Consider the following 26248-nt stretch of genomic DNA (forward strand, 5'->3'; position numbering starts at 1 on the left):
TATCAGGAACTTGTTCGCACCTTCCCTAGTTATCTTGTATGGCTCCATGCCTTCCCTTTGTTTAACTGGGGGGCTTTCGGCGTTGCTATATTTTTCATCATTAGCGGGTTTGTCATTCCACTCTCGCTACAAAAAATGACATTTCACGGTTTTTTATTAAGCAGAATCATTAGAATAATACCAACATATATTATTGGTTTTACTATAACGCTTACAGCCATATTGATAAGCAGTAAATATTTTTCAGTGGAATGGCCATTTAATAACAAAGAAATATTGATTCACTACATCCCTGGAATCAGAGACTTGTTGTACTCCAGGAGCATTGATGGAATCATTTGGACACTGGAGATAGAAATGAAGTTTTATCTCATTTGCGCTATATTAATAGCAGTATTTCGCAAGCACTCCATAAAAGTTTTCATTACCCCGCTTATTCTTTTTTTGTTTGCTCTCTATATTAACAAGGTTGCTCCTGAATGGATTAACTCCAATATATCAGCATTCCATCTTGCCATGGCATACATGTTTTTTTCTCAGTATATTATTTATATGTTTATCGGAACCATGTTTTATTATATGTATTGTGGTTATATAAATGCCAACAAGGCTTATCTTGGAATCGGCATATTATTTACTTTATTCTGCATTCTTTGGTGGGCTGGTCCATATTCAGCCAGTATAAATGTCGCCTGGAGCTATGCATTTGCGCTTTTGGTCTTTGCTTTTGCTTATGCTCACCCAAAATTATTTAAATCCAATAGGTTTTTTGATTTTTTTGCCAACATAAGCTATCCGCTATATATTATCCACGGGGTAGCTGGGTATGTCGCCCTTCGAATTTTACTTGAAATGGGGTTTAAAGCATGGGTATCTCTCTTAATTGTGACTTTTTCCATTATATTTTTGTCATGGTTAATACACATCTTGATTGAATCCCCTTCTCAGAGAGCAGGCAAGCGCCTCGTAGCTAAACGAGGTAGGCCATTAAAAAAAACAGCGCAACCAACCTAATAGATCTTATCAAGTAAAGGCAGCTGCTCTTATTATACAAGAGGTGCACTTTCTTCGAGTGCACCTCCTCTGAAAAACAACTTTATAAAATTATTTTCATCGCCATATTATTCATTAATCACCCATCTTACGGAGTAATAGGCCAGCTAATCTCTGCATCAGTGTTAGCGTCAATCCTGCTCAGCAGCACACGGTATTGTTTCCACAGAGGCAACGTGGCGGATTCTGCATCTGTAGCCATACCCAGATCGACGGCATCCTGTAGCACACCAATTTGCTGCGTTGCTTCATTCATCAGCGAATTTTTCATAGCGAAGTTATTGGTAATTCGCAGTTGTTTTGCTGCTGCTAATTCTTCATCGGTCGGAGTTGGCGCACTAAAAACGCCATTGACGTAATGCCAACCGATACCCATACCTTCAGTAGAGAGAATGGCGCTGGCTGATTCAGGCCATTCTGACTTGCCATCCCAGATAACAATATTTTCTACGATGCCATTTTTGATAATTGCATAGTTCATTTACGCATACTCCATAACAATAACCACACCCGCAGAGCCATTACCGCCATTAACGTTTTGATTTCCACTGATTGTTGCCGCGCCATTACCACCCGCACCATACCCACCAGGGCCAGAAATAAAGCTGCCGCCGCCAAGACCGGAACCTACAGTCCCTCCGACTGCTGTTGGGGTTGCCATCACACCGGGTAGCCCGGCGTACCCGTTGCACAAAATGGCACCCACGGTCGAAGTGCCACCCTGACCGCCCATGCCACATGACGCAGAGGAGCCTGACGCAGTGCAGCCGTTGCCTGGCTGGCCTCCACTTGCTGAGAGATAAGAGCCAAAAGTCGTCGCACCACCCTGCGTGCCATTGGTCATCGTCGAGGCAATACCGCCATTACCACCCGCACCAATCGTGACAAGCACGGTTGATATTGCAGACAGGTTAAAGAGACCCCGTGCCATTCCGCCGCCCCCGCCCCCCCCCCCCGCTGCGTTATAGTTTCCTGTGGAAGTTGCCCGGCCGCCGCCTCCACCGCCCCCAATAGCGATGACATCCGCGAACATTGCTCCGGGGGTTTTGGTGTAAGTGCCAGACGTCTTGATTATCTGCATGCCAATCAGACGACCGACTGCGCCGTTATTTACTAAACCAAGGTTTGAGAGAGCTGTCGACACCGCTGCTGCACCATCCGCTTTAATGTCAGCAAATGGGTTAGCACGACTCAAAAGCAGCGCCTTCAGGGCAGTCAGTAACTGGTTATGCTTTGATTTTTCCAGGTTAACGCCGGTTGCCTCGACCACTCCCGCCAGTTCTTCCTGCAACATGTCGAAATAGTCGTCATCCAAATCAGTAGCAGGCTTTCCTGTTTGCGGGTTACCGCGGGTAAAGCCATTCTTTCCCGCGCCGAATTTATCTTTCTGCGCAGTAGGTGTGTCAATGCGATGCATAATGTCTCCGGTTACGGATATTTGAATATTACGTAGGTATGGGACGGGCAAAGTTTATTGATAACGCACTCGGCAACTGTGTCGCCCCAGTAGCGAATGGGGGTTTCGCAATTGTCTGTACAGGTCATCCAGATTGCGTCTGTTGAAGCGGGCATATTTACCTGCCAGTAGTAACGCCATTCAGTTGAATAGGTCGCATCAGTACACGTCGACGTACACTTGAAAGGTCCCTTGTTATAGCGCGTGATTGTGGCGCCAGGCTTCCCCAGTGCAGCCAGTTGACGAAGATAGAAATCTTCGTTGATTCCTCCGGTAAGATTAACTTTTGCGTCCAGCCGCTGCTGTCTCTGCCTTAACGTCTGGGTTCCTGAAGGAATGCATTCATCAGGAAGACCGCAGCACCGCTCCCAGCGGTCAATAAGTTCTGTTGTGGTACGCGGATCAAGCTCCTGCATGAGTTCATCGCCACGCTGATGCACCCTGAGCAAAGAAGGAGCTACGCCGCTTATCGCAACATCGTCAACTGACCATGCCGGCCCTGGCGGAAGCAGCGCACTCAGTAACTGGACATAATCATCATTACTCACGCCCACGTTATTACCCCCAGTACAGCCAGTTCATTTTTTGCGATTGCCGTATCAGCTGTTGGCGAAAGCAGCTTATGGCTGTACTCACCGGCCGCTATAGAAATCGCCTCGTTTGTACGGGACAGCTCAAGCGTTCCTTCCGGATAGCCGTCACGCAACAGGAATGAACGAAGCTCTGCCTCAACTGCGGCGCGTATTTCAGGGGTATCCGGATTCAGGTCAATGGTGTAATTGACCGTTTTTGGCGTTCCCTTAAATACATAGAGGTCAGAACCCGCTACGGGCGCCAACGGTTCAATATGTGCCTGAGCTGCAGCCACTGTTGCATCATCAAGAATCGGGTTAATCAGGTCGCTGCTGGCAATCATAACGCCAACGGTTCCCGTCCCCATCCAGTGTCGATAAGTCCACGCGCGCGTTACGCCGGGTACTTCTTTTGCCCAGACGATATAATCTCCGTCAGCGCCGCCCTGCGGGGTCCAGTAGTAGCGCTCCAGAACACGGGCACGCCAGACCTCAAGGTCTTCAACATCAAAACCGCCAGTGATCGTATCGGCCATGCCGCCGGAAGGAAGTCCGTTAACTGGCGTAACCAGTGAGAGCGCCTCGCCATCATCCATATTTCCGGCCATACCTGTCACGCTGCAGGTAACGGGCACACGAAGCACGCCACCGGCACTCGTTGCATCTGCCTGTGCGATGTACTGGACGAGGTCGTCACGCTGAATGACCGATCCTGCACTCACCTTGAGCCCGTTCGTTACGCCATCCCATCGCATAAAACCTGATGCGGCCACGGCATCTTTCCTCGGACATCGTTTCATCGCAGCATGCCGATAAAGCCATGACTCATCGCACAGGTCAGGCAGCATATTCATCGCCAGATAATCGATATAGCCATAAACCGTATGCAGCGCCCCCGCATAAACTTTGGCCCTGACATCTTCATCCATGCGGCGAAGTTCATCATTGATGTCAAGCCGTGCAAAAAGGTCGGTGCGGATCATGCTGATGTTTTCGGCCAGCGCTGGCCGCTGAAATTCACTGTCCGCCATTTGCAATCACGCTCCAGAATTCGTTGAAAGAAATTGTTACCGGACCATCCCGGCGCCACAGAACAATGCTGTTTCCCAGTTCATTGATACCGGTTCGCTGTATATCTATATCTATCATGGACACAACACCGTCATCGAGCATCCACTGAAGGGATTCTCGGATATACGTTCGCACCGTGTTCACCAGCGCGTTTGTGAGCTTGCTCCGCTGTAAAAGCCATAGCTTTGACCCATAGCGATCGTTGGCCACCATCGGCCAGGTATCTCCCCACCATCCCATAGGTACATCAGCATTGTCGTCAGGGTCTGCGCGCCGGTGAGTGAAGAGCGAAATCACCACTGCGCGCGTAAGTGGGTCAAGTTGAGAACTGGCGCTAACCTGTTTTCCGTTTACCGTAAGCCAGAGTTCCATCACACCCCCATTTGTTTATCAGGTGCATCGGTGTTATTACCCTGCCCGTTTTCTCTGTGTTTATGCCCGTTATAAGCAACACGCATCGCTGACATTGTCTGGCCAGAAGTATCACAGAGGTCTTTGATCTGGCCGGTAACTTCCAGATCCATTTCAAAGCGGGCTTTAGGCGCATTTTTGAACATAATCACCTTGCCACCACCATCAACAACAATCCCGGCACGTGTCAGCGTGACTGACTGCCCCTGGTCATCGTAGAGAGCGACCTCCCCCGTTTTGAGCCCCTTCATGCGATAGCGACGATCAGATACGGTGATCGCAACGGCGTGAGAACGGTCACCGTCAGGAAACAAAACAACAGCCTCAGCACCCGCTTGTGCACGAGAAGTGAAGCCATAGGGTTCAAGGTGCTCAATACCCGCCTTTTGCTGCCCAGCCAGTAACTCAACATCTATCATCTGGCACTTAGAAGCCGCGTTGATACTCTTCACCACAGCGCGGCCAATGAGTCCTAACAGTTGCCTTTGCAGACTTTGCATCACGCTCATCAGAACGGGTCCTCTTTGACTTTGCGTTTTTTTGTACGCTTCTGACTGCTCTCTTCTGGCTCAGGAAGATAGGCATCCGGCGGCCCGACGCGTAACTCTGTCAGGGTGCCATTATTGTCTTTAGTGAATGAGACTTCAGAGATGAGGAGTTCGCGGTTGTTAAAGCCGCAGATCGGATCGAAAACAATAACCCGCTGGTTTGGCTGCCACAGAGAACCATCCCCCTGTCGCCAGCCCCACACCGTGTACGTGGTTTCATCGGTTCGCGCTGCGCGCTGCCGCGCCTCAAATTCAGCGCGCGCAATGCAACTGGCACCCGTTGCCTGGCCCGTCTGCTGCACTGCCATCGGGCGATAGCGTCCTATTGATGCATCCGTTGTTTTTGCCCGTAGTGCCGTTGTGGTAGCAGCGCCAAAATCATCATCATTTCCGGCGCGCTGACCGGAAACCTGATAAGTAGAAAAGCGCTCGCGAATACTTTTCTCGGTATCGCAGGAAATCACATTCTGACCCAACACCAGCGCCGTATGCGCCCTGCCTGAACCTATCCCACCGATTACAAGCCTACCGCGCGGATCGTCGTAGGCCAGGGCCTGTTGCTGACCCAGCATCTTATTTAATACTTCAATAACCGTTTCACCATGATCTGGCTGCACGCCGGGAATCGCACCACCCGGTGCGCCAGCGTTTATCACCGCAATACCGAACGGTTTTGCAAGCGCCGAAGCGACCTGAACGAGCGATTGCCCATTGAATTGAGTAGGCTCAGCTGCACAATCAATCAGATCGGCAGTCAGGCTGCGCCCGCTAATTCCAACGCTAATTGAGCGCGCATCGTAGCGAACCGGCGTTGCTTCAATCCAGCCAGTGACCACCAGATCATCACCAATCAGTATTTCTGCTTTATCTCCGTTTTTTACCCGAGGTTGCAATGAGGCAATTCCATCTCCACCAGGCCATTGTCGAGTGATCTCAACGCTAAAATCGCGCGCCAGCCGCTCGATGCCAGCGCCGATACGTGTCGAAGTCCAGCCGCCCCATTCACGTCCGTTAACCCTCAGCGTTACGTTATCGTTCATCGTACAGGAACCCTCAGTGGAGATACCGGCACAAAGCCTGGGTGAGCCACAGCATTACGCCTGACAATGTCAGACTCCCGTGCAGCGTTATCGAACCAGGTCGCTGCCAGAACCAGTGCCGGAGTTACCTCATCAGGTGTCCTGATAACTGTCTTTTGGGTCTGTACAAGGCGGTGTTTTATATCGTTGTTAAGGTCCGACTTCACCCGGCGCAAAGCCAGAAACAAACGGTCATCGGTAGTGCGGGATAGTTCTTTATCGATAGCGGTATTCAGCGTGTCGCGGATATCAACGAGGTCATCCCACGTCGGCACATCAACCACCGCCGTCTCATCCGGTGCGTTATTCAGCGCAGGGTGTGTCACAGCAGGCCATCCAGAAGACTGCTGAGTTTGTTCCTTTGTCGTTATTGCAGGTGTTGGCAGTGTTGTAACAGCGTAAACCGCTTCGCTTATGGCGGTTGTGCGTACTGCACTGGCAACATAATTCCCCTGTTCCTTGCTGCTCTGTGTGCTTTTGCTGTCCGTTTTCCATATACCTCGCGGGGCCATATCTGATCCCAACGAAATCCCGGCGAACCCCTTAATCATTTTCATAACGTCAGAAGCATTTCCGGATAGTCTGTTCGCCGTGCGCCACACTTTCTGAATAGCTTCGACATATCCTTTTCCTGATGACGGAGGAGGAAGAAGAACAGAAATATCACCCTGCATAAGTCTCGCTGCGTCTGCGACATAGCTGTCGACCATCGCCATAGAATCAGAAACAAAGTCCAGGATGCCAGTTGCACGCTCAAGCACATCTCCCTGAGCGAAGTCAGGCAAACCACCCATGCCGAACTGTTCAAAGTTGTCGCTGATACAATCATCAAGTGCTGAACAGGAAGATGCCAGCGTGTTAGCTGTTGCTGCGCCAGCCGTTGGATATTCAAGTTCACCCGCTTCGACGAACTGTAGATCAAAGCGCACCATCCGCCCCTCACTACTGGTCGTACTAACACGGATCTCACCATCAACACAGACGTTAAGCTCACCATATGTTGGATGTACCAGAGTGCCTGGTCCTAGTTTATTCAGTGCTTCAATTAGTCTGTCACGCTGTTCGAAACAATCGTCGCCGACGACATAGGCGGTGATATTTGGCCGGAAGGTGACCTTACCGAGATCTTCGGTGTAGGGTTTATCGCGGTTGGGGTATTCGTGTGTTTCAACTCGACGGCCAACCGCCGCCCCTTCACCTTCGAACTTAAATGGTACGCCACGGAATGACGCATCCTGAAGTCTGTCTTTCCACGCCATATAAACTCCGGGCATTAAAAAACCCGCCGAAGCGGGTTAAATTATCGATATGGGAATTCACATATCGCCTGTATGGTAGCCAAAACCGGAAACGATGCTTATACCTAACTCACGTCCCGCTCAGTCCACGGCAGAAGTTATTTCATGATGCAACGAGCGTTCCTGCCAGACAATCCAGGCAACCGCTGCCTCCCATGATATATATCCGTTATCGCCATTTGTCGCCCGGCGGAGATCAACTGCATCGCCAAACCTTTCAATGATGAATTTTTCAAATTCTGTGCGTTTTTCTTCGTCATGCGTTGAATCCATGTTCTCCCCAGCGGCATTCTGATCATCGCTCTGATTGCATAAAAAATAGCATACCCGTTAGGGTGTGGAAAACCCACTCTGGCGGGTTACACTGAACATGACAGATGGGTTAACTATCTCTGCTAAAGCGACTGTATCCCACATCATAAGAAAGCCACGGTGTCGCACTTCCGGCAGGTGTCGCAACGCGCATTCCTGGAGGCGCATTATCGAAAGACACGTTAAGTTCGCTACGCTGCGTCTGTGGGGATTGCGCCCGGTCCATAACCGCTCCTGGCCGCAGCAGCGGAACGGTGGGTTGGTAGTTATCCCTTGTGGTCTGACCGGCAAACATTTCTCTTTGCTGCCTGTTGTTATACCAGCCGCCTGAATTCCAGCGATTCTTCAGGGAATCCCAGAATGAGTCGGTATGATCGGCCTCTTTTGCCGCATCGGCGATTTCCTTGAGTTTCTCAAACATATAAATGGCAACCGCAATCTGAACTGTCGTGGCGCCCAGCATGGCGATTTTCCCAAGAACACCTGATAACTGACTGGCAAGAGCAAAGGCTGTACGCAGTGAACCGATGGTTTTCACTGTAAATGCACCGGTCATGTACATCCCAACACCACCCAGTACGGTTTCCCATCCCCCCATTGCCTGCGCAACACTATCCACCTCCTGCCAGACCTCTTTAATCACCGGTGCAACATCATCCCAGTTATTAATGATCAGCATGGCGCCGGATGCCAGTACAGCAATCGCCAGTTTCGCGGGCGAAAGATTGATAACACTATTCAGTATCCGGAAGGCACGCGACAGAACGCCAACGGCACTGCCGGCCACCAGGAGTACTGCGGCGAATTTCGCGACTGACTTCACCATCTCAGGATTTTCCCTGACCAGGTCGCGGACATGATCCAGTAATGGCATCACGTCCTCTGCGGCTTCATTAATAACCGGAAGGAAGGTATCCCCCAGTGTGACAGAAATGGCGTTAACACTGTTTCTCAGCAGGGTTAACTGGTTTTCAGTGGTAGCCGCACGAGAAGCATATTCCTTTTGCATCGAGCCACCGTACTGCTGGGCGTCTGCCACTCGCTCAAAGTTGATACGCAGCAGGTCCATATTGGTGAGAAGCGGTGCTATCGCACCAGCAGACTCACTGCCAAACAACATATTCATTGCCGCAGCCTGCTTTTCTTTCGGGATTTTTGATATCCCGTCAAGCACCTTCAGCATCGTGCCTTTCGAATCTTTCTGCATATCTGCAGCCAGCTTTTTCGGGTCAATCTTCAGCGCAGCAAGAACCGTCCTCTGCGCTTTGGTTGCCGCGCCGCCTGACGTTAAGGCTTTCATGAAGTTTTTGATGCCCGTTGCAGCAATTTCTGGCTCCACACCCATACCGGCAATCGTTGCACCTAATGCTGCAATTTCCCCCGAAGCAACTCCCGCAATCTCACCAAGAGGTCCAATTCGGGTCACAATCTCTGATATTTTTCCGGCATTTGCTGGCCCGGTATTCCCCAGATAGTTAATTTTATCAGCCAGAACAACCACATCATCCTGGGTCAGTTTAAACGCCGTTCGCCACTGCGCCATCATCTGACCAGACTCTTCAGCGGTGGTGTCAAACGCCACGCCCATTTTTACCGCGTCGCTGGCAAACTGCATTAGATCGCTTCGCGCGATGCCCGCCTGACCACCTGCCGCGACGATCTCTGCAATCCCTTCCGCTGCCATCGGTAACTGAGTGGAGAGCGTCAGGATATCATCGCTCATTGCGGCAAATGCGTTCCTGTCGTCCAGACCGTCAACAACCTTGCGGATGTCAGCCATCTTCGACTCAAAACCCATCGCCGCAGTAACAGGCATAGCCAGCGCACCGAGAATGGCCGCCCCGGCAGCGGTAGCGCCCACTGACAGTCCGGCCATTTCCTTCTGAAATCCCTTTAACTTTTTCTGCATTCCCTTCATTGGCCCAGACAACCGGTCAACGGCGGTAATAATCGCTTTTAGTTGAAAGTCATCAGCCATGTTTTATTTCCTCGTTGATGCGAACAGCCTCTGACTCCAGCGTCAGGAACTCAGAAATCGCCGTCCGCCGGAGATCAAGAGGGTTTATTCGCCAGAAGTAAGCGGTGTTGTAGAAGCGTTGTCGGAGGTTTGCTCCGTCCCCGATCGGGTAAAAAAATTCAGGATCAACATGCAGGCTTTAAAAATATCAAGCTTAGCCATCTGCGCTGCAGAAGAACGGGGGATCCCGGCAAGTAAAGGGATGTATTTCAGCGAAACAGCGCTGTCCAGTCTGACACCACCATCCGCAGATACTGTAAACGGAAACCCACGCCCTCTATTTCGTCATATGTGGGTTCCCGTAACTCCAGTACATGGAGATCTTCACCATGAGCTTTAACCGGTTTGCTGAGTTTGAGTTCTTTCATTACTGGTAATCCCCTTCTTCACCGTGGAATTCAAGATCCGCCGTGCCTTCTTCAGCGTTGTGGTTTGCCTCACCGTGCAGCCAGGCAGACGACAATACATAAACCTGACCGTTTGCCAGCTCCGCGGTAATGGTCATCTGATCGGACGTGGTCACTTTGTTTACCGGGAAATCTTTAGGCACTTTAAACGTACCTTTGATGTACGGCGCACGGTGTGTCTCTTTACGATCAACGGAACCATCCAGGCCAATGACATCATCATTGACCGCCTTGTTCATTGGCACCTCAATGCCACCGGTCAGCGAGAGCTGCTGGCCGTCAATTTTGAAATAACATGTACCGCCGATACGCGACATTATGCGGACTCCTCTTGATACTGAAGACGGAACTGATTAAGCAGTGCAAAGACGCGCAGCTGGTTAACGTAATCAGGTGGATAAAGCACGTTGATACGTGACGGGTCAGTGGCGTCGCGTTCTACGATCAGGTGCTGCTTAAACAGGTCGTAGTTTTCGACAATGCCCGCGCGCTCCATCTGGCGGTAAGTGGCCAGAAGCTCGCCTTTGATCACCGCTGGCGTCACAATGGCCTGACCGGGACCAAAGCGGGTGCCATCATTAGCCAGTTTGTGGCGACCATACTTACTGGTGATCACCGTTTTAAGACGGCGCAGAACATAGGCGCTGGTATGCAGTGTCTCGCTGTCGAGATAGCTGTTATCCGCTACGCCATACGCATTCTTTTTATAGGTCGTAATATCACGCTGCACGCGCAGAACACCCCCTTCTGCATACGCTGTCGCAATACCGTGCGTCAGTAGTGACTGCTGCTCGGAGCGAATAAAGCGTTTGCCCGTTGGAGGAGGAAGCATGCCTGTCAGCTCGCCCGTTTGTGTCGGACGCGCGGGGTCGATACGCAGGAACACTGCGGCACGTGCTGTACGGCTTGCTGCCAGTTCATCCGGATTCGACTGAACCGTTTTTTCATAGCCTGCCAGCGTGACGTGCGGATCGTTGAACATATCACCTACGGTGATCAGGTCACTGATTGCAGCAATTTTTGCCGTATAGACGTGACCATAAATCTGTCGTAACCAGCTCCAGCGCCCGCTGGTATCGTTCATTTCCAGCGTGAAGATGTTCATGGACGCAGTATCGTTGAACGGGTGACCGATATAGTCGAAAGGCTCGTCGCCCATCGCGGCAATCGTGCCTGTCAGCAGTGGCGCACCAGCACCAGCCACACCAGATGCAATGGCGATCAGCACGCCAGCCGGGAGTTTTTCGCCACCGCTGAAACCGTAATAGTTCAGCGCGACAGGAATGTCATTCGCCCAGGTGCCTTTATGCCGCGATGTGAGTGTGACAACACCGGCTGCCGAAGCGGCGGTAAATGGCGTTTGTCCGTCAGCAGTGATGGCGGCAGAAATAGCGGATGCAACGGCTGCAACATCGTCGCCAGTTGTCACGTTGGCCTGAATACGACGTCGCCCAATGTACAGGCTAATAACCCCGGACTCTGTGGCCGCTCCCGTTATCGTCAGGGTGAACGTTGCCGCCGTTCCTGTGTCAGGAACAGCAACCACCCACAGCTCACCAAATGGATCGACGAGCCGATAGGCTTCCACCATGCGCGCCAGCTGACTGCCCGCGCCACACTGCTGAATGGCGTAATCCTTTGATGGCATGAAAACCAGCTGGTTGGTCGCAATGGCTGCGCCAGTGTTCACATGGCCAATCAGTAACGAAGGGGCGCTGGTCTGCGCCGTATTCGCCGCGCTGTTATCCATCTCGGCATAAAACAGCGGGACGCGAAGATCAGACGGAATTGTATTCATAGAGACTGTCATTTAGTGCTCACCTTCTTGTCCGGTGCTACGCCCTGAGATGGCGTCACCACCTCAATATCCCCGTCGTTTTCACGACGGTACCAGTACTGGCTTGGTTCGACATTTCGCCCTGCTGCAGGCAAAAGGTCACCCCGGGCAGGATCATGAACTGACCGCCCGTCTTTTGGTTTCACAAACATGGTGTTCCTCAGGAAGGAAGATTTATTTCGAGGTGGTGTTCGATTTTGCCGTCAGGGCCATGACCGGGATCGATAAAATCCACATCAATCGACAACGTTTTGAAATAATCCAGGTCGTTCAGCTCATCCTGCTGGCGGGTGTCATCTTCTGAAAGCTCTTTCAACACAGAGAAGTCGAACTGGTAGCTCAGTTCATGTCGGTTCACATCAAGCAGAGTGCCGCCTGCGTACGTAATGGGGTTACCGCGCTCTTCCGGATTCCAGCCGAGCAGCGCCTTAAACAACAGCTGTCGTACATCGTGAACCACGTCGTATGAAGCAAACTGACCACGCTCGTCCCGGCCATTGCTGACAAACACAATGACGGAAAATCCTTCGGTCAAATCCTGCCAGTAATCCGTCTGGCTTTTCTGTTCGCCGGGTGAGTCGTCGCCGGGAACAACATAAGCCGCCGGCAGTTTCATCTTCCCGACTTCCGGCAAGTCCTTAAACTGCGCAGCACCCGCTACACGATTCTGGAATTCCGGGCAACGTGCCCGTAGTGCTGCAATAATCGGGACCAGTTTCATCAGCGTCGTTTCTCCGGTTTGAGTGAGAGCCGCAATTCACGCGCAAGGTAATAGCGCGTCCACGGGCTGTTTTTGTTGAGTGTCTCAACCATAAAATTATTACGCGGAGCCATGCGCCAGCCGCTACCACCAGAAGCGCCGCGATGATGACTGCGGCGGCGCTTAGCGCCACCACGGACGCCGTAAAACAGGAATGCCGGATAGAAATCGCCCGTAATCAGCCGGTTCCCCTGCCCGTTCCGCTGGTTTGGCGCGATACGCGTCATAAAGCCAGGTCGATTCTTGCTGGCTCTCGGTACCATATAGCCAATGGATTTCGCAAGGCGACCGCTCTGGTACCCTGGATTTTCACCGGGTTCTGAACGCCCGCGTCGTATCACCAGTCGGCGCGCATCGCGCATATGGCGCTGGCCGATGTGGGTGAACGCCCGTCGGATGCGTGCCCGGTTGAACCGCATCTCTTTTGGCTGCTGAAAATCAACGTGAAAAAAGGGTGTCGCCATTACCGTTCCCTCCGGTTGAGGCTGGTTCGGTGCCCAGTTCAGTACACTCAAGCAGCAGAAATCGCCGTTTACTGTTCAGGTCCCGCGCCCGCTTAACCCGGTACACCAGATCGTTGAGCACCACCTCGAAGTCAGTGGTGATCCCGCTCCGCCAGCGAATGGTGATGTAATGCGTGATGACGTTGTCGGTCTGGGCTGTTTCCTGGTATGTCGTCGCGCTGGTCTGGACGACCTTCGCCCAGGCCCGGAATGAAACCGGGTATTCTGGTTCGGTACCGAAATCAGCCGCCGGTACATCGACTCGTTTTCGAACAAGTACCCGTTTATCCAGTTCACCCGGATCGGGCAGCAGGTAGGTCGCGCTGGTTTGCGCCTGGCGAAGCTTCATTGTGGGTAAATCCGGTGTGGCCGCGCGAGCCAGGTGAAGGCCATCGGCAACTCGACCATTTCGACTTCACTGACAGCCGAACGGTTCTCATAAAAGTGAGTAACCAGAAACAGAAGCGCTAGCCGGACAGACGCAGGCATAACCATTCCGTCGGGATCGGTGGGCGGTATCGTAGTACCTTCAGGATAGAGATTTCTGTTCAGGTATTCCGACATTCGAGACTCAGCAGCAGCACCAATCAAAGTGAGATACTGATCTTCATCACTGTAATCGGCTTCAAGCCGTAGCTGGCTCTTGATGTCTTCTAGCGTGATCAGCTGCATTTGCATCACCCATAAAAAAACCCGCAAAGCGGGTTATTTTTTTGCGGCCTTCTCTGGCTTAGTCACCACCGTCGGCTCAGGGTCCAGAGGTGGGACAGGCGGAATGTCTTCACCATTACCTGTTTCGTCCTCCGCGAGAATGCCGATCTGCCCGGCGATCTCAATCGCACGCGCCGGAAGTTCGTCATGTTCCCCGGCTTCAATGGTTTCGATTCGGCAACCGTCTGGCGACCACTTAAGAGGTTTTAAAAAGATGACCATTTCAACTCCTGAAGGCGGGACCAAGCCCGCCGTTTTTAAAGGTTATGGAGCTACTGGCGCTCCAATTTTCATGATTTTGATAGCCTGCGAATCCGTCAGCATGCCGCCGGTACGTTTGGTGGTGTAGAAACCAACAAAAGGTTTGTTGGTGTACGGGTCGCGCAGAACGCGAGTACCAAGGCGGTCAACAATCGTATAGCCACGCTTGAAGTTACCGAAGGCAATAGCTTTGGCATCAGCGGCAATATCTGGCATCTGTTCGTTTTCAGCGATGCCATAGCCAACCAGCATTGATGGCTGACCAAGCTCCAGCCCCGGGCGCCACAGGTAGTTGTCTTCTTTGTCTTTCAGGATACGGGCGGCAAACAGCGTGTTGTTGTTCATCATGAACTTGGCGCCGGTGCGGTGCACTTTGCGGAGCGTATAAATCAGCTTGATAATCGCATCGGCAGTGAGTCCGGTAGCTGCCCCGGACAGGATGTGCTGCAGAGTGCCGAACGCACGGGTTTTGTCATCCGTCAGAGCTGACGCATAGGCCAGAAAACCCTTGGGCTTATCGCTACCGTCGCCCGTGGTAAACGCAATCTCTTCTGCTTCAGAGAACCCCTGAGCCAGCTCGCTGTTGATCCACGATTCAACATTGAAGAACGCATCATCGAGCATGGTTTGCGTGGCTTGAGGGTTGGCGTAAATTTCCCCCATAAATGGTTTGATTTGCGCCAGAGTAGGAGTGTCTGTCGCGGAGCGAGCATGCGTTTCGCTAACCCATGCAGATGTAGCGCCGCCGGTGCTTACCACCTTGCGATACTCTGATGTACCTAGCGAAATGACCGTCGATTCCTGGCGCATGACGACTTCATCTTTAAGCAGTTCAAGCAGACTGCGATCCAACTCTTCAGGAACGGCATAGCCTCCATCCGCATCCACGCCAACCTGAAGGGCTTTTTGCTCGAGTTCACGCAGGCCGTCTTCATTGCCCTTACGGACAAAATCCATAAAGGCCGTTTTGTGCTCGGTCACTGATTTACCCTTTGAGCCGCCACCCGGGCGTTTGGAGGCTGCGAGTTCCGCCTCCAGATCGGACTTCAGGTTTTCAAGCTCGGACAGCTTACCGTTCAGCGTTTCGACCTGACCCGCCAGCGCACCCTTTTCATTCTCGATAGCGTCAATACGCTTATCGTTCTTGGACTTGAAGTCCTCGAACTTCGCCTGCAGCTCCTGCGCGACCTGCTCTACATCTTTAATTTCGACTGCCATGTTTTTACTCCAGATTAAAATGTGAGGTTTTTAAGTGCATTCAAAGCAGAGTCCACATCATCAGCGTCGCGCAGATTCAGTGTGCTATATCCCCCGGCCATGAATGCTTTGGCCTGGGTACGTGAGAGCCCAACGTCGCGCAGGACTCTTTCGATACTTTTTTGAGAAGGCATTTCGCCGCGGGCGAACGCGCTTTTGACATCGCTGATCCGCGCTTCGTCGTTTGACGGAAACGTCACGGGGCTGACTTCCCAGAGGTCGATTTCTTTGAGGAGAAATACCTCTTTGGTTCTGTCGTACTCCCAGTCCTTAAGCATGTAGCCAATAGAAAGGCCGGTTAAAGAACCGGCCTTCATGTGGGCGTGTGCGCGCTTAGCGAGGGGATCGTCGTCAATGAGAAGCCGCCCCTTCACATACAGCCCGACATCATCCTCTTTCATGTCGGTGTAAACGCCGATCGGCTCGTCCATCTGGTGCTGCCAGAGCATCGCAGGAAGTGTCTTCTTCTCGCGCCAGGCACTCAGCGACTTACTGAAAGCACCGTGAACGACCACATCGTCGTAGCTGTCCTTCACGCCAAACACGGAGCCATAACCTTCAAATTCACCGTTGTCGCTTACGGATTTCAGTTTCAACGGAATATCCAGCCGCTGTTTAGTCATCGGCATTTTTTTTGCTCCTCGGTTTTGGCTTGTTTACTGCCGTCAGATGGTTTCGTTGTCATGTTCATTGGAGTGAGATAAACATCACCACCAGGACGAGGATTGCGATCCTCAAGCTCAAGACAATCATTTGGCGAGAACATGCCCCAGTTAATACCTGTCGCGTAGGAATCGAAGCGGGATTTCATATCTCCGCGAAGCAATGCGCCTGCATTGAATTTGGCGTAAAAGTTGCCCTGCTTGGATTTTCTGACGAGGCCAATATTGATACGCTGCTCAATACGTGTGAAATAAGGTACGAGCGCATAGTTGATGAATCCGATACCGAGGTTTTCAATATTGCTGAATGTCGCTCGATCCGTGTTCTGAACCATGTGCATTGGCACTCGGTACAAACGACAAATCTCCTCAAGCTGAAACTTTCGGGTCTCCAGGAACTGGCTATCCTCAGCGTTCAGCGCCATTGATTTCCAGTCCAGTCCCTGTTCAAGGATCATGGGACGGTGGGCATTCCCCAGCCCCTGATGTTTCTCCTCAAAATCAGCCTTAAGTCGAGCGTAAGCTGCATCGCTTAATTCACTATCGGTTCGAAGTACCCCTGAAGTAACAGCTCCGTTACCAAAAAGCCTGGCACCGTGCTCTTCCGTGGCCAGCCCAAGGGATATAGCCTCTCTGGCGTAGGCGATGGGATTAAGCCCAACCAGCCCATCAAGTGTCATGATGCGCACATGCCAGATATCATCCTGGCTGAGAACGTCAGTCGAACCGTCCGGAAACGTGACCTGATAAACAGGCTCCCAATTGCTATTGAGCTTTGGAACTACGCTGCCGGGGTCAATGGGCAGGAGCTCAACCACTTCCCCAAGTGCCTTGACCTTATAAGCATAAAAGTTGCCCCTTAAGCAGAGACATAAGATCACCAGCTCCCAGAACTCCTGGGGGGTCATATACCCATTAGGTTGAAGTGAAAGAAGCTTATGCAAACGCTCCCCGGTCGCCTTTTTCTTCCCCGTGTCGGTGGTCTGATACAGGCTACATGGCAACATACCGATAGATTCGGCAAGCACCCTGATACAGGCAAACACGGCGGTGAGGCGCATTGCTCGCTGACTGCTGACTCTCTTACCTGTGTAGGTGTCATAAGTCAGCCCAATTTCCTGCGCCAGCTCAGCCGATGTTGTTACTGACTGGCCGCTCTTGCTAAACATGCCGCGGAAGAACATCAGTTACCTCCCGTAGTTGCTGGAGAGGTAGAAAGTAATCGTGCCATCAGCCAGGACCATGACAGGCACAGTAAACCACCGGCGATGTAGCCTGCAGGGGGATAAATCATCCACGCCCCAAATGAGAGCAAAAGCGCCCCCAGCACTCCTATCAACGGAGTTAGTATCGTCAGGATCATAAACGCCTCGGTTAAAGTGAACGTATGCCGCGTGATTCGATGCGATCAGAAATTGATTCAACTTTCTCGTAAAGCATTGAACGACCGATCGCCATAATCAGCGCCACAGCGCCATCGATTTTGTTCTCGTTCTGCTCTTTGATGGGTTTCACCACGTCGTCGTTACCCGGGAGATATTTGCCAACGACGTTGCTAATACACCAGCTCATGATCGGGTTGCCGTCGTGGTGAAAGCGGCCTGACTCAATAGCGGCTTCAAGCTCCTTCATTGGGTCTGACATATTGGTGTAGTTCTGAGTGATCGTGATGGGGCTTAAATCTTCATCAGCAAGATTGTGAGAAAGGCCGGTGGCCCCGAAGGGGTCAATCGGTGATTCACTTACCGGGTTCAGTTTGTTTGCCGCTTTTGCCTCTTCGAGGATGTAGCGATAATCAACTTCAGCCCCATCGGTCACGGTCAGTAACCCCATCTCAACCCATTTTTGAAAACGTTCCGCCGTTCGCCGATCCTCATTTTTTTCCACGCTGAACACGGTGTCATAAGGCACCCAGAAACGGGGAGCAATACAGTAGAAATGTGTTTTTCCGTCAATTTCGCGGGTGAACAGTCGCGCCATGCTGTTCATGTCCAGCTTGCGGGCAAGGTCGAAACCCAGAATACAAGGCTGGCCTTCGAACATTTCAAGCGTCAGAGTCTTGTCCTCGCAGTTCTGCCAGGACACCAGGTTGTAAAATGCCGCGCGGGCGGAAACCCAGATATTGAGGTGCTTTGTTTTGAACACGCCCGCCTGACGGGCATTATTAATAGCGCGTTGCTGCTGACTGAGAAGGAAATCTCGGTAAACCGACACCCCCATGTTTGGGTTTGCCTTCTCCAGCACCTTCGGGTCCGTCCAGTCGTCGCCTTCATCGACCGTAAAGATCACACCAAACAGTTCCTCATTCGGAACGGTTCCGTTCAGCATCTCAATGACTTCGCGACGTTTGTCGTAACACGGCCCTTCGATGTTGTAACCCGCTGTGGTGATCGCCCACATAAGGGGCTGGCGACGCGCGCCCATCCCCGTAAGCATCGTGGTATACAACGAATCAGTCGGATGTTCGTGATATTCGTCGACAATTGCGCAGTGCGGCGAAGAACCGTCGCCGGGGTTACCGATTAGCGGCTCAAAGCGTGCGCCGTCTTCAGGACGGTTCAGGTTTGAGGCATTTACCTCAATGCCGAATGCCTCCACCAGCAACGGCGTGCGTTTGCACATAAGGCGCGCAGGTCTGAACACTTCCCACGCCTGTTTTTCTGTCGTTGCGCCTGAATAAACCTCTGCACCAAACTCGTTATCACAGGTGAAACAGTAGAGTGCCACCCCCGCCGAGATCGCTGACTTTCCGTTCTTGCGCGGGATTTCGGTGTAGACCTCACGGAAACGACGGAGCTTAGACCCCTTTTGCACCCAGCCAAAGGCGCAGCAAATAATGAATAGCTGCCAGGGCTCCAGGGTGATCGGCATGCGTTTAAATGCCCATTCGCCCTTTGTATGGGGCAGTAACTGAATAAATTTCGCGGCCTTTTCCGCCATGTCTTTATCAAAGCGGTACCGGAATTTCCGGCTCTTCTCCTGAGCCATATCATCTATATGACGCTGACAGGCCTGAACGACATACTGGCACGCCGGGACTTTCCCCCGCACGACGTTGCGGGCGTACTGGTTCGCAGCATTTACGTTGGGGTACGATTTCCGCGTCATGAGCTAATCATCTTCAGGAATGGATTGGAGGTTTTCTTCTGGCCCGCGAGGCCGATCAGACGCTGGCGGCTACTGGGGTCAAGACCCAGCATAGAACCGGTAGAACTCATCTCCGATTCCTGCTCTTTCTTGGCGGTCAGTTCTGGGTTTTTAATCTTGCCGCCCATCGCACCAACAATGGTAAGCCCATCTTTTGCAATGTTCTTCACGGCGCGCCGCCAGAATTCGTAAGCAACACACCAGCGCTCAAGCACGGCAAGGTCGGTCACGCAAAGCAAACCCTGACCGCATAATTCTTTGGTGGTCATTTCCCACATGATGGTAGCCAGCGGAAAGCCATCATCTTCTGTAAACCATTCCGGGGGAGCCACGCCCTTGATGGGCGTGAACACCGGTTCTTCTTTATTCAGGGCTCGCTTACCGGGGTTTCCAGCCAGCTCCTTGCGTGCCGTTGGCTTAGGGCGACGCCCGGAACGCCCCGCCGTTCCAGCCATAAGCGATGCTCCTGGTTAAAATTGATTTTACGCGGGTATAAAAATCCGAGGAGGCGGGCAGTCCGGAAGGCGTGCGGTCGCAGAGATTTGACCTCCCCCTCCCCTGGCTGATGATGACATCGATTCTCACTTGAGCCGCTCACGCGCGGTCTTCGCGGCGTGGCACGACCAGCACAGACTCTCAAGGTTGCTGTCTTCATCAGTACCGCCATGGGCCTTAGCCTTGATGTGGTCGACACATGATGCCTGCTTTGCTACTCCCTGACGTAGATGGTTCTGGCAGAGAGCTTTGTCGCGCTTCAGTATGCGAGCGCGTATGACTTCCCACTTCGTCCCATATCCACGCTGATGCCTTGATTGTCCTGATTTGTAGGATTTCCAGCCTTCGCCTTTGTGCGACTCACAGTAACCTGATGGGTCTGTTGTCGTGGAACGGCAGCCGCGAACACGGCAAGCTTTTGGTGTTCGAGGTGGCATTTTAACTCCAATAAAAAACCGCCCGTAGGCGGTTATATTCAGCAGGTCGCATGTTATCTGTGAATGACAAACAGCGATTTACATTTAGGGCAAAGTAACGCCTGTTGCTGGCGTACTTTCGTGGTCGAGTGTATGGATTTATGTCCGCATATCGGGCACATGACAGTCATATTGGCTGCAAGCCCAACACGCTGCATTGCATAATCGAAAAATGACATGGTGGTTAACCTTTCAATGAATGGGGCTTATTATACCATGCATAGCTCGATTATTAACCAATCATCATCGCATGCTTGATGCCATTTAGCTTTGTCACAGGCATTCACTAAATGCCTGTGACATCAGGAGAAGGAGATACCCAAATTAACCAACACGGTTTTCTTTCCCTCAATACGGCGGTCAAGTTCGGCCACTGCATGTGGGCGTATAGCCTCAAGAAAGGCATTATCTTGATAGGTCGACTGGATTGTCACTCCAAGCCCGGCACCGCTTTCCAGTATGCCTTTCAGTCGCTGTAGCACTTTCATCTCGTTATAGATGTAATGCGCGTTACTTAAGTTCTCTACGTTCACGACCAGGCTCCTTCATGCAGTTAGCCTGCACTGATTTGTTGTGCACCAATATGTCCCGCTTCGTCTGTTTATCCAGCACGGCAATATCATGCTCTGTGAGGTAGATGATATTCACCCAATCACAGGCCGTGTCCGTTACTTCAGGTTTTGCGGGTAAATTTTTCGCGCAACTCACGGTCAACATTGTCATCAGGAAGATGATTAACAGTCTGCTGTACATCCCTGGCTCCTTTTGTTGTCTCTACCCGGCGTTCTGCAACGGCTTCAGTAGCTGATGCGCGTTCTTCAGTGCGTTGCTGGTCCGCTTTTGTCTCAGCGATGTTAGTACCGCGTGATTTACCCAGACCAAAAGCACCTGCAATTGCAGCCAGCACAGCAACGGCCAGGCCGATAATCATTTCAAGTCCCATTGTGACCTCATACCAGTGCAGTTTTTGCTTTGGCATAACGTGCACGGCGGTCGTTAATGCCGTTCTGTCCACCATTGATGATCTGAGTGATGCGAACCAGATCGCCGGAATAGCTCAGGCATCCGCTGGTGGCGTAGAACCATGCAGCTGAGCGTGCTGCGTTGATATCCTTTTCCAGCAACTCAGGATTACTGACTAAATCCAGTTTTAATCCCGTTCCGCAGCGGCGGTAATTATCAAGACCGGTAATCTGAATCAGCCCACGGCCACGATATTTCCACCCATCTCCTGATGATTTGTTGCCGAGACGATTGCTGTACACCAGATTTGCAATGGCTGGCTGATTGGCTACCTGCTCTTTTTCTTTGTCACGCCCAAGCATATATGCCTGATAGTTCGTAATGCGGCGTCCAAAGGTGGTCAGCAGAGCGGCTGGGGTGTAGTTGAAGCTCTCCACCAGCGCAGAGAATCCCGCTGATTCATGTCCTGCCTGAGCAATAAACATTGCCTGGTCTTCAGGCTTAACAATGCCGAATTCTTTCATTGCAGCATCAATATGCGGAAACCAGCGCGTAGCTAACCCGGCGCTTACACCAGCCGCCTGTTGAAATTGTGATTGGTTCATTAATGCCTCAGCGTATCAACGAGACGCGCCACGTTCCCACGAGCCCATAAGACGGCAGCGCAAATAAGAAGGTTTACGATAACCACCATCCAGTGTGACTCCTGGTAGAGGCCAAACAGATATCGGAATGGAACGCTGGCATAAACCAGCACAAAGAAGTAAGCCAGCAATGATATAGCGGGGCGATGTCTTGCCCCTTCACGCTGGTAGAACATCAGGACAAGGACGATGACCGCACAAATACCTGCATTCACCATCGCTGACGGATCACTTGTTACCATTGCTGGCCCCTCCTCCACGGAATCGCGAAAGAATACTGAACAGGCTTCCCAAATCCTGACTGTTGAAAAATGTGAGCACTTTGATTGTCATCGCAGCTACTACAACAGCACCAAGTGCGTCTAATGGCCTGTCACTATACCCGGTAGCCTGTGACAACTTTGAACCAACCAGGCCAGCAGCAAGAACGCCAACAATGAATGACGTCATGAAGTAAGCAATCAATCGTACTCGTGTGATATTTGCCGCTGTCGCTACATAAAATACTGCACCAGCGAATGCGCCAAATACCACGCCATAATCAATACCGGTTGCGAGACCAAATACACTGGCTCCCATCAGGCCACCAGCCGCGACCGTAGTGCCAGAAACAGGATCGGACATTAAGCCCCCTCTTATTGCTGTGAGTCCTCTCAGAACGAGGGGAAAATAAAAAGGGCCACCAATTGGCAGCCCTCAAAACGCAAAAACCCGCACGATGGCGGGTTTCTTTTTGTTCTGTTGCTCAGTTCGCTTTAACGTCCCGAGCCTACCACAATTTAAGCACTTTCTTGCTCACTCTGCAACTTAAATCTGTCGCCATTTGTGCCGAATGCGTCACAAACTGGAGCGTACAGGATCGATTCTGCCAGACTTAGCCAAGTGTCAATACGGCGACGACAGGTGATCAGGGGCCAGTCAGGATGTTTAGCCTGCAGTTCATTGGCCATCTGCAACTTGCTCTTACGTAGGCGATGGCGGTCGACAATCACGCTATAGAGCGATCGGTAGTCATCATTCATCAGTACAGAAGCAATGACACCGTCCACTAACAGCCCTTCTTCGTCTGAACAGAACGCCATGCCGCTTTTATTTTTGCTATTGAGGATTTCACGCAGGTACGCTTCAAGTTCTGGTTTGCTGATACCCGCTTTCTTCATCCGGCGTAGCGCTTCATTGATAGCTGTCTTGGTGATTTTCCCGGATGCCAGAAGCTGGTTAAACATGTTCCCACCACTACCACCGCCGATATAAGACCAGCGGCCCCACATGCGCAACTTACCCTGTATCCAGATGCTTTCCAGAGTACGAAGACGAACCATTTCACCAGATTTACCAACTTCAGAAGGATTAATCATTTAGCGTTCTCCACTTACGCCAGTACGCCGATTGCCAGCGCACGATCTATAACCCGAAACACCAGGACCAGTTGGTCACCGTATTTCGCTTCAAATGCCACAGGATCAGCATGCAACTCGTCGTGATGCTCTCTGCACAGAGGAATCACAAACAGGTCGTGTGCCTTTGTACCCATTCCACCCTGCCCGTGGCCAATCAGGTGGTGGGGGTCGTCAGCTTGCTTGTTACAGCAGACGCACGGCTGGGCCTTAACCCATCTCGTGTATTTCTCATTCACCCAGCGGCGACGTTTGGGTTTAAGCATGAAGGATTCCGGCGTCTCCGGATCGACCTTCATCGCCACTATCTTTTTCGCTTTCTCCTGTACAAGTTGTTGCGCGGGTATTGTCGGAACAATATCGCTTTCACGTGTTACCGACTGGTGTGACTCTTTCTTCAGACGAAGTGCTTTATGCGCTACGGCTTCAGGTATCTCATCAGCCAGATCGCTCTTTACCATCCACCAGCAAAACTCCGGAAGCGTAAGAACGTGGTCTTCACTGAAGCCTAATTGACCGTTTACGACCTTCAGAAGCCAGGATACCAGGTTTTCACGGGCAATACCCGCCAGACCTTCAGTGAACTGCTCACGAATTTTTAAGTCACAGCCCCAGCATGTGCGGATTGATCCAGGCGCATGCCGGGTAATGGTATAGTTTCGGTCGTGCCATTCACTATGCGGGTACTGGCATTCCGGTTTTCTTTCGAGCCAGGCATCAAGTGATGGCAGCCCACCAGCTCGGTTAATTACCTTCTTGTTTTCGAAGACATCACGCATTAACGGATCGTTTTTAAGCTCCTGCTCCGTCTCTGGCAACAGTCCTGACGGCAACTCAGACATAGACTCTGCCTGTGGCTCGATAAGAACCCGCCCGCGTCTGAACAGATGCATCAGTTCATTGCCTGGGCGAAATATCACTACTCCGGTCATTGGTGCCACTTCAGGTGTCAGTAGTACCCTCACGCTATCTGCCCCTTAGCAATATGCTCTGCCCACAGGCCACCAATCCAGCGAACACCCTTGGCGGTGAAGCGGGACTGATTGAACGCGTAATTTGTCTGGTTTGTCGTGCCAGTCTTCACCTCAAAGCGCCCTGCTTCGATATGCTTGCTCTTAGGAGTGAGTACCCGGTTAAGCCGGTACATAATGCCGTTCTCAATCAGGAACATCGCAAACTCCGGCTCTTTGGCGTTAAGCAGCTTGGCAACCTGTCGGAATGTCATTGAACCGGTGGCCATAACGTAACGGTCAACAAACTCAGCCTTTGGCGCGGCTACTGCCAGTTCTTCACTCAGCCGTTGTTTCTGCTCAGCCAGGTCAGCAGCAAGCCGCAGCGCCTCAGGAAGTGACCGGGGAACTATCATTCCACCGTTGTTCTCCAGTTCCTGCCAGCGGTCAACAAGTCGGGCCGTGAACTCTGGTGACAACTGGGCAACGATCACATAGCTATCACGCTTATTCACTTCGTAGTGATGATAGGTCTGTCCGTTCTGGGGATGGGTGTACTGCAATGCAGCATACCCTTCAATCACACCGGAATTCATGAGGCGCTCTATCGTTACGCAGACATTGCTGTGCCGGGAATCGACCAGTTTTGCAATCTCACGGCTGGACATGGTTATCTGCTGCCCAACAGCTGCTGTATGGTGTGCCTGGCACATTACGGTGATGTTCATCTGATTCATGCTCTGTCTCCACTTATCAGGCGGCTGCACCCGCCACAGTTTCAAAACGGCTGATCGTTATTTCTACCCTTCCAGGCTTTACTGCCGGCCCCCACTCGATAGCCATCCGCTTAACCTGACTATCGTCTTCCCAGACTCTGGCATTCGTCAGTGCGTCGAACAGTGCTTTGTTGTAGTTGTCCAGATCCCGCCGTCTGTTATCTGGCGGGAAAAGAACTATGTTTACCTGAACGTTGACGTTAACTGGTTTCGGTATGCCGCCGTACTGCTGCACAACAGAGGCGTAAACATTCTTCTTGAACTTCCTCCCCATCTCACTTATCAGATGCTTACCCTTTAACGCGCCACGATCAGGGGACCGGTAATAGGTGTTAACAGTTGGCGGGAATGGCAACGTTAGTTTCATTGCTGAACACCTCTCGCTTCCAGCCATGACAAGGCGCGTTCTCTTGAATCGCTATCACCGTTAATGAGTGACTTGATGATCGATATCGCGTCTACCTCATCGTTTGCTGAAATAACGGTAATCCCTCTGGAAACTCCAGGCGCAACTGAGATATATCCCTTCTTCGCTATGGCCTTCACATGCTCCGCTGCAGCGTTCGGTGATGAGCAACCAATCAGCCCAGCCAGTTCACATATCGTTGGAGGGAATCCAAACCGGCGCTGATAGTTCACGATCGAACCAAGCACTTCACTTTGTCTCACGGTAAGTTTGTTCACTTCAGCGCTCCTTAATCCGCTTGTTCAGTATCCCGACTTCGAGGTACAGATGAGACGGCGTAAAGCCAAGCTGCTTAACCATCCCCATGGCACCGTTAAAAATTGGCCTGGCTATTTCGTCACAATTCATACCAGGATTAGCCTTGCGTTTAGCGGTTATTTCCTCGTTGCATCTTCTGGCGATGTTACGAAGCGCGTTACGTGCTTCAACGTCCTGCATAAGCCACCTCCAGCAGCGGAGCAGGTTTACCAACGTAACCAGGTGACATGATTACATCAGGATTTTCTGCCTGATTTCCCCAGTGATGCCAGCCGGGAGCCGAACAGCGGCTGAACAACTCAATGCGTGATACATCGCCATATAATTGCTCCAGACGGTAACGCGCTTCTGCTGGCTTCTGGCTGTGTTCGCTGAGTGGGCTGTAGATAACCTGTTTTACGCTCGCATTCTGACGCTCAAGACCTTTCCCTCTTGTTACCAACGGTGCAAAACTGATCCAC

The 26248-nt window shown here is 51.7% G+C and carries 40 protein-coding genes and 1 pseudogene; 1 reads left to right on the forward strand and 40 read right to left on the reverse strand.

What is annotated here, in order from left to right; genetic code table 11:
• Positions 1-1014 (forward strand): acyltransferase (locus FDW88_RS18420; RefSeq protein WP_137363106.1); only part of this gene is annotated, 1014 nt, incomplete at its 5' end.
• A 127-nt stretch (positions 1015-1141) separates the two neighbouring features.
• Here FDW88_RS18420 and FDW88_RS18425 read toward each other — a convergent pair.
• From FDW88_RS18425 to FDW88_RS18615, 40 genes and pseudogenes are all read right to left on the reverse strand, one after another.
• Complete coding sequence (locus tag FDW88_RS18425; RefSeq protein WP_061348829.1) at positions 1142-1534, reverse strand: tail fiber assembly protein; 393 nt, start codon at positions 1532-1534, stop codon at positions 1142-1144.
• Entirely contained in the window at positions 1535-2470 is a 936-nt protein-coding gene (locus FDW88_RS18430) for a carbohydrate kinase (RefSeq protein ID WP_137363107.1), read from the reverse strand. It abuts the gene before it with no gap.
• A gap of 11 nt (positions 2471-2481) precedes the next feature.
• Positions 2482-3063 (reverse strand): YmfQ family protein, encoded by a 582-nt coding sequence (locus FDW88_RS18435; RefSeq protein ID WP_117343998.1) that lies wholly within the window; start codon positions 3061-3063, stop codon positions 2482-2484.
• The gene (locus FDW88_RS18440; protein ID WP_137363108.1) at positions 3054-4112 is read right to left on the reverse strand and encodes a baseplate J/gp47 family protein; all 1059 of its coding nucleotides are present in this window, start codon (positions 4110-4112) and stop codon (positions 3054-3056) included. The genes FDW88_RS18435 and FDW88_RS18440 overlap by 10 nt, the downstream gene beginning before the upstream one ends.
• Complete coding sequence (locus FDW88_RS18445) at positions 4099-4524, reverse strand: phage GP46 family protein (protein ID WP_137363109.1); 426 nt, start codon at positions 4522-4524, stop codon at positions 4099-4101. The genes FDW88_RS18440 and FDW88_RS18445 overlap by 14 nt, the downstream gene beginning before the upstream one ends.
• Complete coding sequence (locus tag FDW88_RS18450) at positions 4524-5072, reverse strand: phage baseplate assembly protein V (protein WP_137363110.1); 549 nt, start codon at positions 5070-5072, stop codon at positions 4524-4526. The genes FDW88_RS18445 and FDW88_RS18450 overlap by 1 nt, the downstream gene beginning before the upstream one ends.
• Positions 5072-6151 (reverse strand): phage baseplate assembly protein, encoded by a 1080-nt coding sequence (locus FDW88_RS18455; RefSeq protein ID WP_137363111.1) that lies wholly within the window; start codon positions 6149-6151, stop codon positions 5072-5074. The genes FDW88_RS18450 and FDW88_RS18455 overlap by 1 nt, the downstream gene beginning before the upstream one ends.
• Entirely contained in the window at positions 6148-7449 is a 1302-nt protein-coding gene (locus tag FDW88_RS18460; protein WP_137363112.1) for a DNA circularization protein, read from the reverse strand. Before FDW88_RS18460 ends, FDW88_RS18455 begins: the two co-directional genes overlap by 4 nt.
• Before the next feature lie 120 nt (positions 7450-7569).
• Positions 7570-7761 (reverse strand): hypothetical protein, encoded by a 192-nt coding sequence (locus FDW88_RS18465; RefSeq protein ID WP_086550238.1) that lies wholly within the window; start codon positions 7759-7761, stop codon positions 7570-7572.
• A gap of 109 nt (positions 7762-7870) precedes the next feature.
• Positions 7871-9778 carry a phage tail tape measure protein gene (locus FDW88_RS18470; protein ID WP_086550239.1) on the reverse strand — a complete coding sequence of 636 codons (1908 nt, stop codon included), beginning with the start codon at positions 9776-9778 and terminating at the stop codon, positions 7871-7873.
• Positions 9779-9862: 84 nt separating this feature from the next.
• Positions 9863-10185: pseudogene (locus FDW88_RS18475) on the reverse strand (phage tail assembly protein).
• On the reverse strand, positions 10185-10541 hold the full coding sequence (locus tag FDW88_RS18480; protein ID WP_115257988.1) for a phage tail tube protein: 357 nt from the start codon (positions 10539-10541) through the stop codon (positions 10185-10187). Before FDW88_RS18480 ends, FDW88_RS18475 begins: the two are co-directional and overlap by 1 nt.
• Complete coding sequence (locus FDW88_RS18485; RefSeq protein ID WP_137363113.1) at positions 10541-12034, reverse strand: phage tail sheath subtilisin-like domain-containing protein; 1494 nt, start codon at positions 12032-12034, stop codon at positions 10541-10543. The genes FDW88_RS18480 and FDW88_RS18485 overlap by 1 nt, the downstream gene beginning before the upstream one ends.
• Positions 12031-12213 carry a DUF2635 domain-containing protein gene (locus FDW88_RS18490; RefSeq protein WP_137363114.1) on the reverse strand — a complete coding sequence of 61 codons (183 nt, stop codon included), beginning with the start codon at positions 12211-12213 and terminating at the stop codon, positions 12031-12033. Before FDW88_RS18490 ends, FDW88_RS18485 begins: the two co-directional genes overlap by 4 nt.
• An 8-nt stretch (positions 12214-12221) precedes the next feature.
• On the reverse strand, positions 12222-12782 hold the full coding sequence (locus FDW88_RS18495) for a hypothetical protein (RefSeq protein ID WP_137363115.1): 561 nt from the start codon (positions 12780-12782) through the stop codon (positions 12222-12224).
• Positions 12782-13285: a hypothetical protein gene (locus FDW88_RS18500; protein ID WP_137363116.1), complete on the reverse strand. Its 504-nt coding sequence runs from the start codon at positions 13283-13285 to the stop codon at positions 12782-12784. The genes FDW88_RS18495 and FDW88_RS18500 overlap by 1 nt, the downstream gene beginning before the upstream one ends.
• Positions 13260-13673 (reverse strand): phage head closure protein, encoded by a 414-nt coding sequence (locus FDW88_RS18505; protein ID WP_137363117.1) that lies wholly within the window; start codon positions 13671-13673, stop codon positions 13260-13262. The genes FDW88_RS18500 and FDW88_RS18505 overlap by 26 nt, the downstream gene beginning before the upstream one ends.
• Complete coding sequence (locus FDW88_RS18510; RefSeq protein ID WP_137363118.1) at positions 13670-13996, reverse strand: head-tail connector protein; 327 nt, start codon at positions 13994-13996, stop codon at positions 13670-13672. Before FDW88_RS18510 ends, FDW88_RS18505 begins: the two co-directional genes overlap by 4 nt.
• 33 nt (positions 13997-14029) lie before the next feature.
• The gene (locus tag FDW88_RS18515; RefSeq protein WP_137363119.1) at positions 14030-14257 is read right to left on the reverse strand and encodes a hypothetical protein; all 228 of its coding nucleotides are present in this window, start codon (positions 14255-14257) and stop codon (positions 14030-14032) included.
• A gap of 42 nt (positions 14258-14299) precedes the next feature.
• The gene (locus FDW88_RS18520; RefSeq protein ID WP_137363120.1) at positions 14300-15514 is read right to left on the reverse strand and encodes a phage major capsid protein; all 1215 of its coding nucleotides are present in this window, start codon (positions 15512-15514) and stop codon (positions 14300-14302) included.
• Positions 15515-15528: 14 nt separating this feature from the next.
• Complete coding sequence (locus FDW88_RS18525; RefSeq protein ID WP_137363121.1) at positions 15529-16182, reverse strand: HK97 family phage prohead protease; 654 nt, start codon at positions 16180-16182, stop codon at positions 15529-15531.
• Entirely contained in the window at positions 16173-17399 is a 1227-nt protein-coding gene (locus FDW88_RS18530; protein ID WP_137363122.1) for a phage portal protein, read from the reverse strand. Before FDW88_RS18530 ends, FDW88_RS18525 begins: the two co-directional genes overlap by 10 nt.
• A complete protein-coding gene (locus FDW88_RS22730) occupies positions 17399-17578 on the reverse strand; it encodes a hypothetical protein (protein ID WP_137363123.1) in 180 nt (59 codons plus the stop codon). The genes FDW88_RS18530 and FDW88_RS22730 overlap by 1 nt, the downstream gene beginning before the upstream one ends.
• A gap of 11 nt (positions 17579-17589) precedes the next feature.
• The gene (locus FDW88_RS18540) at positions 17590-19323 is read right to left on the reverse strand and encodes a terminase large subunit (protein WP_137363124.1); all 1734 of its coding nucleotides are present in this window, start codon (positions 19321-19323) and stop codon (positions 17590-17592) included.
• Complete coding sequence (locus tag FDW88_RS18545; protein WP_137363125.1) at positions 19320-19817, reverse strand: phage terminase small subunit P27 family; 498 nt, start codon at positions 19815-19817, stop codon at positions 19320-19322. Before FDW88_RS18545 ends, FDW88_RS18540 begins: the two co-directional genes overlap by 4 nt.
• A gap of 126 nt (positions 19818-19943) precedes the next feature.
• Positions 19944-20294 (reverse strand): HNH endonuclease, encoded by a 351-nt coding sequence (locus FDW88_RS18550; protein ID WP_085452336.1) that lies wholly within the window; start codon positions 20292-20294, stop codon positions 19944-19946.
• 53 nt (positions 20295-20347) lie between these two features.
• Positions 20348-20512 (reverse strand): YnfU family zinc-binding protein, encoded by a 165-nt coding sequence (locus FDW88_RS22735; protein ID WP_219725564.1) that lies wholly within the window; start codon positions 20510-20512, stop codon positions 20348-20350.
• 123 nt (positions 20513-20635) lie between these two features.
• On the reverse strand, positions 20636-20866 hold the full coding sequence (locus FDW88_RS18555) for a hypothetical protein (RefSeq protein WP_137363126.1): 231 nt from the start codon (positions 20864-20866) through the stop codon (positions 20636-20638).
• Positions 20844-21050, reverse strand: a complete 207-nt coding sequence (locus FDW88_RS22740) for a hypothetical protein (protein WP_103798110.1) — start codon at positions 21048-21050, stop codon at positions 20844-20846. Before FDW88_RS22740 ends, FDW88_RS18555 begins: the two co-directional genes overlap by 23 nt.
• Entirely contained in the window at positions 21007-21276 is a 270-nt protein-coding gene (locus tag FDW88_RS18565) for a hypothetical protein (protein ID WP_137363131.1), read from the reverse strand. Before FDW88_RS18565 ends, FDW88_RS22740 begins: the two co-directional genes overlap by 44 nt.
• Positions 21277-21283: 7 nt before the next feature.
• Positions 21284-21901, reverse strand: a complete 618-nt coding sequence (locus FDW88_RS18570) for a glycoside hydrolase family 19 protein (RefSeq protein ID WP_137363127.1) — start codon at positions 21899-21901, stop codon at positions 21284-21286.
• On the reverse strand, positions 21901-22182 hold the full coding sequence (locus FDW88_RS18575) for a phage holin family protein (RefSeq protein WP_048217455.1): 282 nt from the start codon (positions 22180-22182) through the stop codon (positions 21901-21903). Before FDW88_RS18575 ends, FDW88_RS18570 begins: the two co-directional genes overlap by 1 nt.
• The gene (locus FDW88_RS18580; RefSeq protein WP_008323296.1) at positions 22169-22564 is read right to left on the reverse strand and encodes a phage holin family protein; all 396 of its coding nucleotides are present in this window, start codon (positions 22562-22564) and stop codon (positions 22169-22171) included. Before FDW88_RS18580 ends, FDW88_RS18575 begins: the two co-directional genes overlap by 14 nt.
• A gap of 155 nt (positions 22565-22719) precedes the next feature.
• A complete protein-coding gene (locus FDW88_RS18585; RefSeq protein WP_137363128.1) occupies positions 22720-23298 on the reverse strand; it encodes a DUF1133 family protein in 579 nt (192 codons plus the stop codon).
• 14 nt (positions 23299-23312) lie between these two features.
• Entirely contained in the window at positions 23313-24302 is a 990-nt protein-coding gene (locus FDW88_RS18590) for a DUF968 domain-containing protein (protein WP_137363129.1), read from the reverse strand.
• On the reverse strand, positions 24299-25015 hold the full coding sequence (locus FDW88_RS18595; protein ID WP_342342738.1) for a phage antirepressor KilAC domain-containing protein: 717 nt from the start codon (positions 25013-25015) through the stop codon (positions 24299-24301). Before FDW88_RS18595 ends, FDW88_RS18590 begins: the two co-directional genes overlap by 4 nt.
• Before the next feature lie 25 nt (positions 25016-25040).
• Positions 25041-25430 carry a RusA family crossover junction endodeoxyribonuclease gene (locus FDW88_RS18600; protein WP_137363130.1) on the reverse strand — a complete coding sequence of 130 codons (390 nt, stop codon included), beginning with the start codon at positions 25428-25430 and terminating at the stop codon, positions 25041-25043.
• Positions 25427-25747, reverse strand: a complete 321-nt coding sequence (locus FDW88_RS18605) for a LexA family transcriptional regulator (protein WP_009364418.1) — start codon at positions 25745-25747, stop codon at positions 25427-25429. Before FDW88_RS18605 ends, FDW88_RS18600 begins: the two co-directional genes overlap by 4 nt.
• Before the next feature lies 1 nt (position 25748).
• Positions 25749-25967 carry a hypothetical protein gene (locus FDW88_RS18610; protein ID WP_003833987.1) on the reverse strand — a complete coding sequence of 73 codons (219 nt, stop codon included), beginning with the start codon at positions 25965-25967 and terminating at the stop codon, positions 25749-25751.
• On the reverse strand, positions 25954-26248 hold a 295-nt coding region (locus FDW88_RS18615; RefSeq protein WP_249354901.1), incomplete at its 5' end, for an MT-A70 family methyltransferase. The genes FDW88_RS18610 and FDW88_RS18615, both read right to left, overlap by 14 nt.

This window comes from Citrobacter sp. wls829 (assembly GCF_005280825.1).
Lineage (GTDB): Bacteria > Pseudomonadota > Gammaproteobacteria > Enterobacterales > Enterobacteriaceae > Citrobacter > Citrobacter gillenii.